Here is an 18,201-nt window from a genome sequence, read left to right as displayed (position 1 = left end):
ACCATGCTCGAGACCAAGGGCCTCTCGCTGACACTCGTCGGCGACGGGCTATCGTTGCGAGGCAACGAGTCGGCGCTCGCCGATCGCGAGCTCGTCGCATCGGTGCGCCAGCACAAGCAGGCCCTGGTCGAGCTCCTCCGAGCCGGGCACACGATTGGCGCCGGCGCGCGCGCCGCCGTGCCACCCAACCTGATTCCCGACGCCGCCGCGCGGATCACCCCCGAGATGCTCACGCTGGTGAGCCTGGACCAGGCTGCGATTGACGTGATCGTCTCGCGCGTGCCCGGTGGCGCACCCAACGTGCAGGACATCTACCCGCTCACGCCCCTCCAGGAGGGCATGCTGTTCCACCACCTGTGGAGCCCCGATGGCGACGCCTACACCGAGGGCTACGTCATGGCCTTCCCGTCGCGGGCGCGCATGGATCGCTTCACCGACGCGCTCGAGCAGGTGGTCGCGCGCCACGACGTCCTCCGCACCAGCATCGCGTGGGATGGGCTCGAGTCGCCAGTCCAGGTGGTGCAGCGGCGCGCTGCGCTCCCCGTCGAGATCCTCGATGTCGACCCGGCCTGCAGCGACGTCGCCCGGGAGCTCGAGCTGCGCTGCGGCGCCCAGCATCTCCGGCTGGACCTCGGACGCGCGCCGCTGCTGCGCTGCTACGCCGCGCACGATGTGTCCACGGGCCGCTGGCTGCTGAGCGTCGTCTTCCATCACATTGCGATCGACCACCTCGCGCTGGAGCTGCTCGTCGCGGAGACCTGGGCCATCGAGCAGGGCCGCGGCGCCGAGCTGCCGGCGCCGGCGCCGTTCCGTGCGTTCGTCGCGGAAGCTCGGCTCGGCGTGAGCGAGCAGGAGCATGCGGCGTTCTTCACGAAGCTGCTCGGCGACATCGACGAGACCACCGCACCGTTCGGCCTGCTCGACGAGAAAGGCGACGGCAGCGCCGTGGCGGAGGCGACCGTCCAGCTGCCGCGCGCGCTGGCCAGCGCGATTCGCGCGTCGGCGCGCCGTCTCGGCGTGAGCCCGGCGAGCCTCGTCCACCTGGCCTGGGCCCTGGTCGCGGCGCGGACGACCGGCCGCAAGGACGTGGTGTTCGGCACCGTGCTGTTCGGTCGCATGCAGGCGGGCGTCGACGCAGGCCGCATGCTCGGCCTGCTCATGAACACGCTGCCGGTGCGGGTCAGCGTCGGCGACGAGGATGTCGTGCAGGCGGCGAAGACCGTCCATGCCCTGCTGGTGGACCTCATGCGCCACGAGCACGCGCCGCTGTCGCTCGCGATGCGCGCGAGCGGGGTCGCGGCGCCGGCGCCCCTGTTCACGTCGCTGCTCAACTATCGCTACAACGTCGAGGCCAAGAACAGCGGCGGCCGCAGCGACGGCGTCGAGGTCCTCGCCAGCCACGAGCGCACCAACTACCCGTTGACGCTGTCGGTCGACGACCTGGGCCACGACTTCGCGCTGACCGCGCTGGTCAGCAAGCGCGTTCTGCCCGAACGGGTATGCGCGTTCATGCAGACCGCGCTGGAGCGCCTGGTGGACGCCCTCGAACACCGTACGCCGCTCCGCCTCGTCGACGTGCTGCCGGAGGCGGAGCGCCGGGACGTGGTGGAGAGGTGGAACCAGACGCGAGCGTCGGCGAGCCGAGGGTGCGTGCACGAGCAGTTCGAGGCGCATGCGCGGCGAAACCCCGATGCGATCGCGCTGGTGCACGGAGCGGAGCGCGTGAGCTACGGCGCGCTGAACGCGGCGGCGAACCGTCTGGCGCATCACCTGCGCGGGGTGGGGGTTGGGCCGGAGCAGCGGGTGGCGATCTGCCTTGAGCGCGGGGTGGGCCTGGTGACCGCGATTCTTGCGGTCCTCAAGGCGGGCGGAGCCTACGTGCCGCTCGATCCGGCATACGCCTCGGAGCGGCTGGTGACGACGCTGACCGACAGCGACCCTTCGGTGGTGCTGGTGGACGCGACGGGGCGGGGGGCGCTGGGTGAGCCAGTGTCGCGGTCGGCGCGGTGGGTCGATGTCGAGCGAGACGCGGCGCAGTGGGCGGAGGCGGACGAGCACGATCCTGGGGTGGAAGTTTTGCCGAGCCACCTTGCGTACGTGATCTACACGTCGGGTTCGACGGGGCGGCCCAAGGGGGTGATGGTCGAGCACGCGCAGGTGTCGCGGTTGTTCGCATGCACCGAGGCGTGGTTCGGGTTCGACGAGCGGGACGTGTGGAGCCTGTTCCACTCGATCGGATTCGACTTCTCGGTGTGGGAGCTGTGGGGCGCGCTTTCGTACGGCGGGCGGCTGGTGGTGGTGCCGCTGACGACCGCGCGCTCGCCGGCCGAGTTTTATGAATTGCTGTGCGCCGAAGGGGTGACGGTCCTGAACCAGACGCCGAGCGCGTTCCAGCAGCTGATGGCGGCGCAGGCGCAGACGCCGATGGTGCACCAGCTGCGCTGGGTGATCTTCGGTGGGGAGGCGCTGGAGCTGCGGACGCTCAAGCCCTGGTACGAGCGCAACGACGAGCAAGCGACGAGGCTCGTGAACATGTACGGCATCACCGAGACGACGGTGCACGTGACCTACCGTGCGCTGGCGGCTCGGGACGCGGCACGGCCTGGTCCGAGCCCGATCGGGGTGAAGCTGCCCGACTTGCGGCTGTACGTGCTGGACGAGCAGAGGCAGCCGGTGGCGGTGGGGGTGACGGGCGAGCTGTACGTCGGAGGCGCGGGGGTGGCGCGCGGCTACCTCGGGCAGCCGGAGCTCACGGCGGAGCGCTTCGTGGATGACCCGTTCACGGGAACGGGGCGTCTGTACCGGACGGGCGATCTGGGTCGGTGGCTGCCCGACGGGAGCATCGAATACCTGGGACGCAACGACTTCCAGGTGAAGATTCGCGGCTTCCGGATCGAGCTTGGGGAGATCGAGGCGCGGCTGGCGGGTGCGCCAGGCGTCGCGGAGGTGGTGGTCGTCGCGCAGCCGGTGGGCGAGAGCGCGCCGGGAGAGCGGCGGCTGGTCGCGTATTACACGGGCGAGCACGCGCCGGATGCGCGCGCGCTGCGTGAGCACGCCGCACGGGGCCTACCCGAATACATGCTGCCGGCCGCCTACGTGCGGCTCCCAGCGCTGCCGCTCACCCCCAACGGCAAGCTCGACCGCAAGGCGCTGCCGGCGCCAGACGTCGAGGACTTCGGGCGTCAGGGCTACGAGCAGCCGACGGGGCGCATCGAGCAGGCGCTCGCCGGGATCTGGGCCGAGCTGCTGCAGGTCGAGCGCGTGGGCCGGCGCGACAGCTTCTTCGCGCTCGGCGGTCACTCGCTCGCGGCAGTGCGGCTGGTCTCTCGCGTCCGCAAGGTCTTGGGTGTCGAGCTCGCGCTGAGCGACGTGTTCTTGCGCCCGGAGCTCGCCGCGCTCGCCGAGGCCGTCAGCCGCGCCGCGCGCGCGGCCCAGCACGCGATCCCCGTCGCGCTGCGCAGCGGGCCGCAGCCGCTGTCGCTGGCCCAGCGGCGACTCTGGTTCTTGAGCCAGATGCGCGGCGCGAGCGAGGCCTATCACATCAGCGGCGTGGTCGGGCTCCGCGGCGTGCTCGCCCGCGACGTCCTCCGCCGCGCGCTCCAGCGCATCGTCGAGCGCCACGAGGCCCTGCGCACCTGCTTCCAGGAGCTCGACGGCGAGCCGGCGCAAATCGTCCAGGACGCCGGGCTGGTCCTCGACGAGCAAGACCTCCGCGGCGAAAGGGACCCCGAGGCCGCCACACGCCGGTTGATCGAGTCGAACACGGCCCGCGCGTTCGATCTCACCCGCGAAATCCCGCTGCGTGTGCTGCTCGTGCAGCGAGCCGAGCACGAGCACGTGTTGCACGTGGTCATGCACCACATCGCCTCCGACGGCTGGTCGATCGGCGTGTTCGTGGACGAGCTGACCCGGCTCTATCGCGCGTTCCTCGCCGGGCAACCCGACCCGCTGCCTCCGCTCGCGATCCAGTACGCCGACTACGCGGCCTGGCAGCGACGCTGGCTCGGCCACGGCGAGCTCGAGGCGCATGCAGCGTACTGGCGCGAGAGTCTGCAGGGCGCGCCGGCCCTCCTGGAGCTGCCCATCGACCGGCAGCGCCCCGCGCGGCAGGATCACGCAGGCGCCGCGGTCGACCTCGCGCTCGACGCCGCGCTGACGGCGCGGATCCAGGCGGCGGCGCAGCACCACGGCGTGACGCCCTACGTGCTGCTGCTCTCCAGCTGGGCGGCGCTGCTGGGCCGGCTGTCCGGCCAGACCGACGTCGTGATCGGCAGCCCGGTCGCGGGCCGCAATCGGACCGAGGTCGAGCCTCTGATCGGCTTCTTCGTCAACACCCTTCCCCTGCACATCGACCTGAACGGCGACCCCACGGTACGGGAGCTCGTGGCGCGCACCCGCGATCGGGTGCTGGCTGGGCAGGCTCACCAGGACCTGCCTTTCGACCAGATCGTCGAGGCCGTGAACCCGCCGCGCAGCCTCGCGCACCCGCCGCTCTTTCAGGTGATGTTCGCCTGGCAGAACACCGCCGACGCAACGCTCGAGATGCCGGGCCTCGAGCTCTCGGAGCTGCGCGTGGCGCAGCCGACCGCTCAGCTGGACTTGACGCTGACGCTGCACGAAGGCCCCGCGGGCATCACCGGTGATCTGAGCTATGCGACAGCGCTCTTCGATCACGAGACCGCAGAGCGCATCCGCGGCCAGTGGCTCACGCTGCTCGAGGCCATGCTCGCCGATGAAGAGCAGCCGGTCAGCACACTGCCGCTCCTGTCCGAGCGCGAGCGCCACGCGCTGCTCGTCGACTGGAACACGATGGCCGAGGTGCCGGCGCTGGACTGTCTCCACGAGCGATTCGAGGCGCAGGTCCGGCAGAGGCCCGACGCCATCGCCCTGGCGCACGGCCCGGCGCGGCTCACCTATCGCGCGCTGAACGAACGTGCGAACCGGCTCGCCCATCACCTGCGGGCGCTGGGGATCGGGGCGGACCGCCTGGTCGCGATCTGCGTCGATCGCGGCCTCGACATGGTCACCGCCCTCCTCGCCACGCTCAAGGCCGGCGGCGCCTACGTGCCGCTCGATCCGGCGTACGCGTCCGAGCGGCTCGGCGCCACGCTGGCCGACTGCGCGCCAGCCGTGCTGCTGGTCGACGCGGTGGGGCGCGAGGCGCTGGGGGCGTTCACGCCGGGCCCCACGCACGTGATCGACCTCGACCGTGACGCCGCGGCCTGGGCTGATGCGCCCGACAGTGACCTCGAGCCTGGCTCCACCGGCGTGGCGCCGAACCACCTCGCGTACGTCATCTACACGTCGGGATCGACCGGAAGGCCCAAGGGCGTCATGGTCGAGCACGCCCAGGTCGTGCGTCTGTTCGACGCCACCGAGGCGTGGTTTCACTTCGATGATCACGACGTGTGGACGCTGTTCCACTCGTTCTCGTTCGACTTCTCGGTGTGGGAGATCTGGGGTGCGCTCCTGTACGGCGGCCGGCTGGTCATCGTGCCGGCGGCGGTTGCCCGCTCGCCCCGCGACATGGTCGAGCTGATCTGCGACGAGGGTGTGACCGTGCTCAACCAGACGCCGAGCGCCTTCCAGCAGCTCATGGCGGCCGAGGCGGAGTGCGGGCGCGCGAACCGGCTGCGTACCATCATCTTCGGCGGTGAGGCGCTCGAGCTGCACACGCTGCGGCCGTGGTATGCGCGCCACGAGCACGGCCCGCGGCTCGTCAACATGTACGGGATCACGGAGACCACCGTACACGTGACGTACCGCCCGCTCGAGGCCGAGGACGCGGCTCGGCCGGGACCGAGCCCGATCGGCGTGCGCATTCCCGATCTGCAGCTGCACATCCTCGACGGACATCGCCAGCCGGTGCCGGTCGGCGTGACCGGCGAGCTCTACGTCGGCGGCGCCGGCGTGGCGCGCGGCTATCTGGGCCAGCCCGAGCTCACCGCCGAGCGTTTCCTCGAAAACCCGTTCCCCGGCGGCGGCCGGCTGTACCGCACCGGCGACCTGGCGCGCCGGCTGCCCGACGGCAGCGTCGAGTACCTGGGCCGCAACGACTTCCAGGTCAAGATCCGCGGCTTCCGCATCGAGCTCGGCGAAATCGAGGCGAGCCTGTCGCGCGTCGAGGGCGTGCGCGACGTGGTCGTCGTCGCGCGCGAGGACGAGCCGGGCGACAAGCGCCTCGTCGCGTATTTCACGGCCAGCGGCGGATCCGCGCCGGACGCCGAGCTGCTCCGGCGGCACGCCGCGCAGTCGCTGCCGCCGTACATGGTCCCGGCCGCCTATCTTCACCTGGAGGCGCTGCCGCTCACGGGCAACGGCAAGCTCGATCGCAAGGCGCTGCCGGCTCCGGAAGCGGGTTCGTACGTGCGGCGTGCGTACGAGGGGCCGCGCGGACGGATCGAGGTGCTGCTCGCGGACCTGTGGTCGGAGCTGCTCAAGGTCGAGCGCGTGGGGCGCCGTGACGACTTCTTCGCGCTGGGCGGTCACTCGCTGCTCGCCGTACAGCTGGTGTCCAGGGTGCGCCGTGCGCTCGACATCGAGATCTCGCTCGCCGTCGTGTTCGAGTACCCCGAGCTCGCCCGGCTCGCGGAGCACCTGAACGAAGCGGCGACCTCGCGGTTACCCGCGTTCCTGCCGCTGACCGACGACGAGCGCCGAGAGCCCCAGCCGCTCTCGCTGGCGCAGCAGCGGCTGTGGTTCTTGACCCGGCTCGACGGCGCGAGCGACGCCTATCACATCGGCGGCGCAGTACGCCTGCGTGGCGCGCTCGACCGCGAGGTGCTGCGCCGGTCGCTGCAGCGGATCGTCGAGCGCCACGAGGCGCTGCGTACCACGTTCGAGCGGATCGACGGACAGCCGAGGCAGGTGGTGCGACGCGATGCGGTGCTCCCCTGGCAGGAGCGCGAGCTCGCCGCCGAGGCCTACCCCGACCGCGAGGCCGCGGCCCTGGCGATGTGCAGCGCGCACGAGTCCGCGGTGTTCGATCTCGAGCGCGATCTGCCGGTGCGCGCGCTGCTCGTGCGGCTGTCCGCCGACGACCACGTCCTGCATCTGGTGATGCATCACATCGCCGCCGACGGCTGGTCCATGGGGATCCTGCTCGGCGAGCTGAGCGCGCTCTATCGCGCCCTGGCTCGCGGCGAGGCCGATCCGCTTCCGCCGCTGGCGATCCAGTACGTCGACCACGCAGTCTGGCAGCGTCGCTGGCTCGCCGCGGGCGAGCTCGAGGCCCAGGCCGAGTTCTGGCGCCGCAACCTGGCCGGCGCGCCGGCGCTGCTCGGGCTACCGACCGACCAGCCGCGGGTCGAGCGCAGTCACGCGGGAGCCAACGTCGATGTTCAGCTCGGCGCCGCCCTGAGCCATCAGCTGTATGCGCTGTGCCGGCGCCACGGCGTGACGCCGTACATGGCGCTGCTCGCCAGCTGGGCCGCGACGCTCGGCCGGCTCGCGAACCAAGAAGACGTGGTGATCGGCAGCCCGGTCGCCGGCCGCAGCCGGACGGAGATCGAGCCGCTGATCGGCTTCTTCGTCAACACGCTCGCCCTGCGCATCGACCTGCGCGGCGAACCGACGGTGGCCCAACTGCTCGCGCGCACCCGCGCGCAGGTCCTAGCCGCGCAGGACCACCAGGACCTGCCGTTCGACCAGGTGGTCGAGGCGGTCAAGCCGCCGCGCAGCCTCGCGCATTCGCCCCTGTTCCAGGTCATGTTCGACTACCATTCCGCGCAGCCCGGCGGGCTCGATCTACCCGGCCTGCAGCTGTCGAGCGTCGCGCGGCCAGCGGCGACGGCCCGGTTCGACCTGTCGCTGACCCTCGAGGAGGGCGACGCCGGGATCACCGGCTCTTTGGTCTACGCGACGGCGCTGTTCGAGCGCGCCACGGTGGAGCGCATCGTGGCGCACTGGACGACCTTGCTCGAGGCCATGGCGGCTGGCGACGACCGTCGTGTCGCGGAGCTTCCGGTGCTGAGCGAGGCGCAGCGCCGGCAGATCCTGGTCGAATGGAACGACACCGCCGGGGACTATCCGCGCGCGCAGTGCCTGCACGAGTTGTTCGAGGATCAAGCGCGGCGCACGCCGGACGCGACGGCGCTCGTCGCGGGCGATCAGTCGCTGAGCTTCGCCGAGCTCGACGCGCGGGCCAGCCGGCTCGCGCGATCGCTGCGCGCCCGCGGCGTCGGTCCCGACGTGCTCGTCGCGGTCTGCGCCGAGCGCGGCATCGCGATGGTGGTCGGATTCCTCGGGGTGCTCAAGGCCGGCGGCGCGTACATCCCGGTGGATCCGCACCACCCCGCCGCGTGGCTCGCGGAGATGCTCGAGGAGGCCGCGCCGCGCGTGGTGCTGACCGAGGCGGCGTGGCAGGCGCGCTTGCCCGCCGCGCAGGCGGACGTCGTCCTGCTCGCTCCGGGCGGCGAGCCCGTCGAGGATGTCGACCGCTCGGCCGACGCTGACGAGCTCGACCTGCGCGCCCTCGGGCTGACCCCCCGGCACCTGGCGTACGTCATGTTCACGTCCGGATCGACCGGGCGGCCCAAGGGGGTCATGGTCGAGCACCGCGGGATCGTGAACTACACGGCCCACATGATCCGGCAGCAGGATCTGGCCAGCGGCGATGGCTCCCTCATCCTCACCTCGCTCAGCTTCGACCTCGCGCTCACCGGGCTCTACCCGCCGCTCTTGTGCGGCAAGACCGTGCGCCTCGGCACACCGGGCAACGACGTGGAGGCGTGGCGTCGCCAGCTCCTTTCGTGCTCCAACCTCGCGCCGCTCAAGCTGACACCGTCGCACCTGGCGCTGCTGCAGCAGGTGATCCCGGCGGAGGCGCTGGCTGGCCGGATCCGCACGCTCGTGCTGGGCGGCGAGCCGCTGCGCGGCGCAGCGCTGCGCTGGTGGCGCGAGCACGCGCCCGACATGCGAATCTTCAACAACTACGGACCGACGGAGATCTCGGTCGCCTGCACCGCCCAGGAGGTCACCGATCCGCTGCCCGCGTCGGTGCCGCTCGGACGGCCCATCACCAACGCGCGCATCTACATCCTCGATGCCCGGGGCGAGCCCGTACCGGTCGGCGTAGCCGGCGAGCTCCACGTCGGCGGCGTGGGCGTGGCGCGCGGCTACGTCAACCGCCCGGAGCTGACCCGCGAGCGGTTCCTGCCAGATCCATTCGCCGCCGAGCCCGACGCGCGGATGTACCGCACCGGCGACGTCGCGCGCTGGCGTCCCGACGGCACCATCGAATACCTCGGGCGCAACGATCACCAGGTCAAGATCCGCGGCTACCGCGTCGAGCTCGGCGAGATCGAGACCACGCTGCGCGCACAGGACGGCGTCGACGAGGTGGTGGTGGTTGCGCGCGAGGACGCGCCGGGCGACCTTCGCCTCGTCGCCTACCTCACGGGCGCGCCGGTGTCGCCGGAGGCGCTGCGGCAGCACGCGAGCGATCGTCTGCCGTCCTACATGGTGCCGTCGGCGTTCGTGCACCTTGAGGCGCTGCCGCTCACGGCCAACGGCAAGATCGATCGCGCGGCGCTGCCGGCGCCGGACGGGCAGACCTCGACCCGCGCCTACGAGGCGCCGCGCGGCGAGAAGGAGGAGCGGCTGGCCCGGATCTGGGCCGAGCTGCTCAAGCTCGAGCAGGTCGGGCGCAACGACAACTTCTTCGAGCTCGGCGGACACTCGCTCTTGGCCGTGAGCCTCATCGAGCGCATGCGCGCCGAGCGGCTGCACGCCGACGTGCGCGCGGTGTTCCGGGCGTCGAGCCTGGCCGAGCTCGCCCAGCGGGCCGGCACCGAGAGCCAGGAGGTCGCGCTGCCGGACAACCTCGTCACCCCCGGGGCGACGCGCATCACCCCGGAGATGCTGACCCTGGTCCGCCTCGATCAGGAGGCGATCGACAGCATCGTCGCGGGCGTCGACGGCGGCGCGGCCAACGTGGCCGATATCTACCCGCTCGCGCCGCTCCAGGAGGGCATGCTGTTCCACCACCTGCTCGACGACAGCAGCGATGCGTACGTCGAATCGCACCTGCTCGCGTTCCCGACCCGAGCCGGGCTCGATCGCTTCGTCGCCGCGCTCGATCACGTGATCGCTCGCCACGACATCCTGCGCACCGGCATCGCTTGGCGCGGGCTCGATCAGCCCGTCCAGGTCGTGCGCCGGCAGGCGAAGCTGCCGGTCGAGCTCGTCGTGCTCGATCCGCGCGAGGGCGACATCGCGACCCAGCTCGCCGCGCGCTGCGATCCGCGGCGCGTGCGGCTCGACATCAGCCGGGCACCGCTCTTGCGCTGCCACATTGCGAGCGACGAGGCGAACGGCCGCTGGGTGATGAGCGTGCTGTCGCATCACCTCGTGGTCGATCACACGACCCTCGATCTGCTCGTCCACGAGGCGAAGGCCTTCTTGCGCGGCGAGGCCGACCGCCTGCCGCCACCGGTGCCGTTCCGCACGTTCGTGGCCCAGGCGCGCCTGGGCGTCAGCCAGGACGAGCACCGTGCGTTCTTTGCGAAGATGCTGGGCGACATCGACGAACCGACCGCGCCCTTCGGACTCGTCGATGTGCGCGGTGATGGCCGGGGCATCGGCGAGGCGCACGAGCTCCTGCCGGCCGAGCTCGCCCTGGCCATCCGACGCGAGGCGCGGCGGCTCCGGGTCAGCCCCGCGAGCCTCATGCACCTGGCGTGGGCCATGGTGCTGGCCCGGACGACCGGCCGCGAGCAGGTGGTGTTCGGCACCGTGCTGTTCGGCCGAATGCAGGGCGGCGCCCACGCCGATCGCGGCCTGGGCCTGTTCATGAACACGCTGCCGGTGCGGCTCGGCGTCGGCGAGCGCGGCGTAGCCGAGAGCGTGACCGCGACCCACGCGCTGCTCGTCGACCTGCTCCGCCATGAGCACGCCCCACTCGTGCTGGCGCAGCGGGCGAGCGCCGTGCCGGCGGAGGCGCCGCTATTCACGTCGCTCCTCAACTATCGCTACACGATCGAGGATGCCGCGCCAGAGACGCCGACGGCGGGCGATGCGAGCGAAGAACGCATCGAGCTGCTGTCCGCCGAGGAGCGAACCAACTACCCGCTCGTCATGTCGGTGGATGATCTCGGCGAGGGCTTCGCGCTCACCGCTCACGTGTGCGAGCCGATCGAGCCCGCGCGCGTCTGCGCCTTCATGCGCACGGCCGTGGAGGCGGTCGTGCGCGCGCTCGAGCACGGAGGCGGCGCGGCCGTGCGCGAGCTCGACGTGCTGCCGGCGGCGGAGCGCGTGCAGGTCGTCGCTGCCTGGAATGCGACGGCACGGGACTACCGACATGATCTGTGCGTGCACGAGCTGTTCGAGGCCCAGGCGCGGCGAACGCCGGACGCGATCGCGGTGATCGCGGGCGAGGCCCGCGCGACCTACCGCGAGCTCGACGAGCGCGCGAACCGGCTCGCCCACCTGCTCCGCGTCCGCGGCGTGGGCCCGGACGGCCTGGTCGGCGTGGCTGTCGACCGCGGCATCGATCTGGTCGTGGCGGTGCTCGGAACGCTGAAGGCGGGCGGGGCCTACGTCCCGCTCGATCCGAGCTATCCGCGCGAGCGGCTCGCGACCATGCTCGCCGACGCCCGGCCGAGCCAGCTCGTCAGCCAAACCGCGATCGCGGCGAGCCTGCCGGCCACCTCCGCGGCGCTCGTGCTGCTCGACGCGCCGGGCGCGCTCGACGGGTATCCCAGCAGTCGCCCGGAGCGCGCCGAGCTGACATCGCGCCACCTCGCGTACGTCATCTACACGTCCGGATCGACCGGCCAGCCCAAGGGCGTGATGGTCGAGCACCGCAGCATCGTCAACTTCCTGACCACCATGCGGGACGCTCCCGGCATCACCGCCGAGGACGTGCTGCTCGGCGTGACCTCGCTGTCGTTCGACATCGCCGGGCTCGAGCTGTACCTGCCGCTGTCGTGCGGCGCGACCGTGGTGATCGCCACCCGCGAGCAGGCTGGTGACCCGGTGGCGCTGCATGCGCTGATCGAGGCCCACAACGTATCGATCCTGCAAGCGACGCCCTCGACCTGGCGCATGCTCGCGCAGCACAGCTGGCCTGCGCGGTGCCGCTCGCTCAAGGTGTTGTGCGGCGGTGAGGCGTTGCCGCCGAGCCTGGCGGCGGAGCTCCTCGGTGGCGTGCCAGAGCTGTGGAACCTGTACGGTCCGACCGAGACGACCATCTGGTCGACCCTGAGCCGCCTCACCGAGCCGGTTCCGCACATCGGCCGACCGATCGCCAACACACAGGTCTACGTGCTCGACGCGCAGCGCCGCCCCGTGCCCATCGGCGTACCCGGTGAGCTGTATATCGGCGGCGATGGCGTGGCGCGCGGCTACCTCCATCGCGAGGAGCTGACCGCAGAGCGCTTCGTGTCCGATCCGTTTACGCCGGATGGACGCCTGTACCGCACTGGCGACCTCGTCCGCTGGCTCCCGGACGGCAATCTCGAGTACCTCGGGCGCAACGATTTCCAGGTCAAGCTGCGCGGCTTCCGCATCGAGCTCGGCGAGATCGAGGCGCGGCTGGCCGAGGTCGACGATGTCCGTGAGGTCGTCGTGGTGGCGCGCGAGGACGTACCGGGCGACGCGCGCCTGGTCGCCTATTACACGGCGCAGGCCTCCCGCACCGACGCCCTCCGGCAGCATGCCGCCGCGAGCCTCCCTGCCTACATGATGCCGGCGGCCTTCGTGCACCTTTCGGCGATGCCGCTCACCGCGAACGGCAAAGTCGATCGCAAGGCGCTGCCCGCCCCGGAGACCAGCTCGCCGGTGCGGCGTCACGACGAGGCGCCGCGCGGCCAGATCGAGCAGATGCTCGCGGGGCTCTGGGCCGATCTGCTCCAGGTGCCGGACGTGACCCGCCACGACAACTTCTTCGAGCTCGGCGGCCACTCCCTGCTCGCCGTGCAGATGGTGTCACGGCTTCGCCGGATGCTCGACATCGAGGTCCCGCTCGCCCACGTCTTCGAGCACCCGCGACTGAGCGCGTTGGCCGAGCGGCTGAGCGACGCTGCCCGCTCGCAGGTCGACGCGATCACGCCGATCGAGCGTGGCAGACCGCTGCCGCTCTCGCTGGCGCAGAAGCGCCTGTGGATCCTCGACCGGCTGTCCGAAGGCCGCCAGGCGCACCACCTCCAGGGCGGCATCCGGCTGCGCGGTCCGCTCGATCGCGAGGCGCTCGCCTGGGCGCTTGCGCGGATCGTCAAGCGTCACGAGGCGCTGCGCACCTGCTTCCGCGTCGTCGACGGGGAGCCCATGCAGATCGTGCGGCCCGAGGCCGAGGCCGAGCTGGTCGTGGTTGCGCGCGATCTACGCGGGCGGCGTGACCTCGACGCCACGACGCTGCAGCTCGCGAGCGCGCACACCGCGGCGCGGTTCGACCTCGAGCGCGATCTGCCGGTGCGGGCGATGCTCATGCGCGTTGCTGACGACGAGCACGTGCTGCACATCGTGACGCACCACATCGTGTCGGATGGTTGGTCGATGGGCGTGCTGCTCGACGAGCTCAGCGCCCTGTACAACGCGCACCGCAAGGGTGCGCCCGACCCCATGCCCGCCCTTTCGGTCCAGTACGCCGACTACGCCGCCTGGCAGCGCCGTTGGCTGGAGCGCGGCGAGCTGGAAAACCAGGTCGAGTTCTGGCGCCGCAACCTCGCCGGCGCGCCGACGCTGCTCGCGCTGCCGACCGATCGACCTCGCCCGGCCCAGCAGGACCACGGTGGCGACACCGTTGCCGTGCGGCTGCCCGTCGAGCTCGCCGATCAGCTCCGGGCGCTCGGCCGGCGCCACGGCGTGACCCTGTACATGACCATCCTGGCGAGCTGGGCCGTGACGCTGGGGCGGCTCGCCGGTCAAGACGACGTGGTGATCGGCACCCCGGTCGCGGGCCGGACCCGGGCCGAAATCGAGCCGCTGATCGGCTTCTTCGTCAACACCCTGGCGATGCGCATCGACCTCGCCGGCGATCCGACGCTCGCCCAGCTGCTCGCGCGGACGCGGGCCCAGGTGCTTGCGACCCAGCGTCACCAGGATCTGTCGTTCGATCAAGTCGTCGAGGTGGTGAAGCCACCGCGCAGCCTCTCGCACTCGCCGATCTTCCAGGTCCTGTTCGCATGGCAGAACGCGCCCGCTGGCGCGCTTGCGCTCGACGGCCTCGATCTGGCGAGCTTCGAGGTGCCCCAGTCGTCGTCGCAGTTCGACCTGCGCCTTTCGCTCTACGAGACCGAGTCCGGGATCGAGGGGACGCTGAGCTATGCGGCCGCCTTGTTCGAGCGCGCCACGGCGGAGCGCTTCGCCGCGATGCTCGAGCGGTCGCTGCGCGCGGCGGTGGCCAGCGGCGCCGACACACGGCCCATCGCGCGACTGTCGCTGCTCGACGCGGCGGAGCGCGCGCAGGTGGTCACGACCTGGAACGCGACCCGCGCTCCGTACCCGCATGACCGCTGCTTCCACGAGCTGTTCGAGGACCAGGTGGCCCGCACGCCGAACGCGGCGGCGCTGGTCTGGGATTCCGGGCAGCTCTCGTACAAAGAGCTCGACGAGCGCGCCAATCGACTCGCCCGCTACCTGCGCCGCCGCGGCGTGCGAGCCGAGTCGCGCGTGGCGGTCTGCATCGACCGCAGCCCCGACGTGATCGTCGCGCTGCTGGCGACGCTCAAGGCCGGCGGTGCCTACGTGCCGCTCGATCCGTCGTACCCGCCCGACCGGCTGGCATACATGCTGGCCGACAGCGCACCCAAGATCGTGCTGGTCGACGCCATCGGCAAAGCCGCCGTCGGACCACGGGCGGTGATCGACCTGTCGCGCGGCGACGCCGCATGGGCCAGCGAGCCGGCCGGCCCGCTCGACCGGGCCGAGGTCGGGATCGGATCGAGGAGCCTCGCCTACCTCATCTACACCTCCGGTTCCACCGGCCAGCCCAAGGGCGTGCTGAACGAGCACCGCGGGCTTTGCAATCTGGTGACCGCCCAGAGCGCGATCTTCGGCGTCGACGAGACGAGCCGCGTGCTGCAATTCGCGGCATTCAGCTTCGACGCCAGCGTGTCGGAGGTCGGCATGGCGCTGGTCCGCGGCGCGAGCCTGCACGTGGTCTCGCGCGACGAGCTCATGCCCGGCCCGGCGCTGTCGAGGACGCTCGCGCGCCACGGGATCACCCACGTCACGCTGCCGCCGTCCGCGCTCGCGCAGTGCGACCCCAAGCACTTCACGGCGACCACGCTGATCGTCGCGGGCGAGGCGATCGCGTTGCGCGAGGCGCAGCGCTGGTCGGCGCAGGTCAGGCTATTCAACGCGTACGGCCCGACCGAGGCGGCGGTATGCGCGACGATCCACCGCTGCTCGCGCGTCGATGGCGCGACCGTGCCGATTGGACGGCCCATCCCCAACGCGCGAATCTACCTCCTCGACCGCTATCGCGAGCCGGTGCCGGTCGGCGTGATCGGCGAGATCTACATCGGTGGTGACGGCGTCGGGCGCGGCTACCTGAATCGCCCGGAGCTCACCCAGGAGCGCTTCCTCGACGATCCGTGGAGCGACTGCGCCGGCGACCGCATGTACCGTACCGGCGACCTCGGGCGCTGGCTGCCCGACGGCAGCGTCGAGTTCCTCGGGCGCAACGATCACCAGGTGAAGATCCGCGGCTTCCGTATCGAACCTGGTGAGATCGAGGCCGTGCTGGCCGAGGTGGATGGCGTCGGGGAGGTGCTCGTGCTGGCACGCGAGGATCAGCCCGGCGACCTCCGGCTGGTCGCCTACTACACAGCGGAGCAGCCGGTGCCTGTCGGCACGCTCCGCAGGCGCCTCGCCGACTTTTTGCCGGAGTACATGATCCCCTCGGCCTACGTGCACCTCGCCGCGTTTCCGCTGAGCGCGAACGGCAAGGTGGATCGCAAGGCGCTGCCGATCCCGGAAGTCGAGGCCTACGTCAGCCGCGCCTACCTACCGCCCCAAGGCGAGATCGAGCAGAGCGTGGCGGCGCTGTGGGCCGAGCTGCTGAACGTCGACCGGATCGGACGTCACGACAGCTTCTTCGATCTCGGGGGCCACTCGCTGCTCGCGGTGCAGATGCTGGCCCGGCTGCGCGAGCTCGTCGATGCGGAGGTCGCGCTGCGCGAGCTGTTCGCCGCGCCCACGCTGCTCGAGCTCTGCGCCGTGGCCGCGCGCCGGACGCCGCTGCATCTACGCTCGAACCTCACGCCATTCCGCCGCGCCGGCACCAAACGACCGGTGTTCTTCATCCACCCCGGCCCGGGCGAGATCGGCTACGTCACCGCGCTCCTTCCGGGCATCGACCCAGAGGTGCCAGTCTATGGCCTGTCGGCCATCGGCTACCTCTCCGGCGAGACGCCGCTCGAGACGATCGAGGCCATGGCGGCCGCGTACGTCAGCGCCATCCGCGAGGTTCAGGCCCACGGGCCCTATCGCATCGTCGGCTGGTGCTTGGGCGGCAACGTCGGCTACGAGATGGCGCACCAGCTGCTCTCGGCTGGCGAGCGCGTCGAGTTCCTCGCCTTCCTCGATGCTCCCAGCAGCGGGCCGATCGACCCGTCGTGGCTGGCCACCGTGCTCAATCGGCTCCCCGACGACATCCCGGACGAGCTGCGCGCCAAGCTCGGCGAGCTCGACCGCGCGGGCGATGTGCGCGGCATGCTGCTGACCGCCCAGGCAACCGGTTTCTTGCCCGTCAACCTGCCGATCGACGTCATCGAGCGCTACGTGACCGTCGCGCATGCCGTCAAGCACGCCAAGCTGCGCTACGTCCCGCCGCCGCTCCCGATCACGATCACGCACTATCTCGCCGCGGAGCGTGATCCGGTGTGGACGATGGATGGGTGGGAGAAGGTGGCCCAGCGCGTGGTCTACGAGGAGGTCGGCGGCGACCACATGACGATGGTGCAGCCACCGCACGCCCGCGCCCTGGCCCGACGCATCTCCGAGGACATGGCGCGTGCCAGCGCGGAGCACCTCGCCGTCGAAGCTCGGCCCTTGCGCGCCGAAAAACAATCACGAGCCCATGCGGGCCCAAACATCTCTGAATGATGGAAGCAAGCCTTGACCGCAACCGCATGATCTCGCGGCAACGCCTGGCCGAGCTGTCTCGGCCCGACACCGCCCGGGTCCTCCGCGCGGTAGCGTTCGACTACGCGGTGATCGTGGCGGCGGTCGTGATCAGCGAACGGTTCTGGTCGCCGCCGCTCTACTTGGCGGCGGTGATCACCATCGCCGCGCGTCAGGTCGGGATGTTCTCGGTTGCGCTCCACGACGGCGCGCATGGCCTGCTCACGCGCGATCGGGCTCGCAATGACCGCCTCGCGCGGCGCTTGCTCGTGCCGAGCATCGTCTTCGACTTGTTCGAGTACCGTCCGATGCACTTCGACCACCACCGTCACGTCAACGCCCCGGCCGACCCCGATCTAGACGAGTTCTTGAGCTGGTACGCCGTGCCACCGTGGCGTCGGGCGCTCCAGCTCGCGAGCGCGCTGGTCGGCCTACGCCTGCTCGTGCCGCTGTGCCGGCTGGTGATCCGTGGCAACTGGCGGCAGCGCGTGCTCGCGATCGCGATCCCGGGCGCGCTGGTCGCCGGGGTGGTCCTGCCGGTGTGGCCGCTGCGAATCGTGGCGCTCTACTGGATGGTGCCGCTCGCGACCTGGGGAATGTTCATCAACCTGCTGCGCGCGGTCGCCGAGCACTACCCGCCGGGCACGGCGAACCGGCCTTCGGACACGCCGCTGGTGCTGCTCACCCGCGATGTCGTGCCCTCGCTGTTCGACAGCGCCTTCGTGGTCACGCGCAACGCCGGCTACCACCTATCACACCATCTATTTCCCAGTGTTCCCTTCTTCCGACTCCCCGAGCTGCACCGCGAGCTCGCCCGGAGCGAGCCGTTCCAGCGCCACGCGCATGTCACTCGCGGCTACCATCGAGCCCTGCTGGAAGTGGTGTTCGACCGCGCCCCGGCTGCGGTGTTCCAGAGAGGTGCAGCGCCATGATCCCGCTCGCGATCGGCTCGTTCGTCACCCTGCTCGCGCTCGGGTTGTTCCGGCTGACCCGACAGTGGCTCGCCGAGCGCCGGCGGAGGCAGCGCATCGAGCGCGAGTTCTGGGCGCGGCAGAGCCGTGACGCCGTCACGCGGTTGGTGTCGGACGCCGCGGCGGCGATCCCCGCACCGCTCGAGGTGCTGCAACAGCACGC

Annotated in this window: 2 protein-coding genes; both read left to right on the top strand. The window is 71.2% G+C overall.

Going from position 1 to position 18,201, the window contains the following annotated elements; all coding sequences use genetic code 11:
• Positions 1 to 3: 3 nt before the first annotated feature.
• On the top strand, positions 4 to 17,049 hold the full coding sequence (locus NQZ70_RS25980; RefSeq protein ID WP_408022437.1) for a non-ribosomal peptide synthase/polyketide synthase: 17,046 nt from the start codon (positions 4 to 6) through the stop codon (positions 17,047 to 17,049).
• On the top strand, positions 17,046 to 17,999 hold the full coding sequence (locus NQZ70_RS25975; protein ID WP_129576598.1) for a fatty acid desaturase family protein: 954 nt from the start codon (positions 17,046 to 17,048) through the stop codon (positions 17,997 to 17,999). The genes NQZ70_RS25980 and NQZ70_RS25975 overlap by 4 nt, the downstream gene beginning before the upstream one ends.
• The last annotated feature ends 202 nt before the right edge of the window (positions 18,000 to 18,201 follow it).

The organism is Sorangium sp. So ce836 (assembly GCF_028553905.1).
In the GTDB taxonomy this organism is placed as follows: Bacteria; Myxococcota_A; Polyangia; order Polyangiales; family Polyangiaceae; genus Sorangium; species Sorangium cellulosum_D.
This window is presented reverse-complemented; position numbering and strand designations above follow the sequence as displayed.

What these genes read in the sequence shown, in the direction of transcription:
- NQZ70_RS25980 (WP_408022437.1), top strand. Translation starts at nt 4, where the DNA reads ATGCTCGAGACCAAGGGCCTCTCGCTGACACTCGTCGGCGACGGGCTA.
- NQZ70_RS25975 (WP_129576598.1), top strand. Translation starts at nt 17,046, where the DNA reads ATGATGGAAGCAAGCCTTGACCGCAACCGCATGATCTCGCGGCAACGC.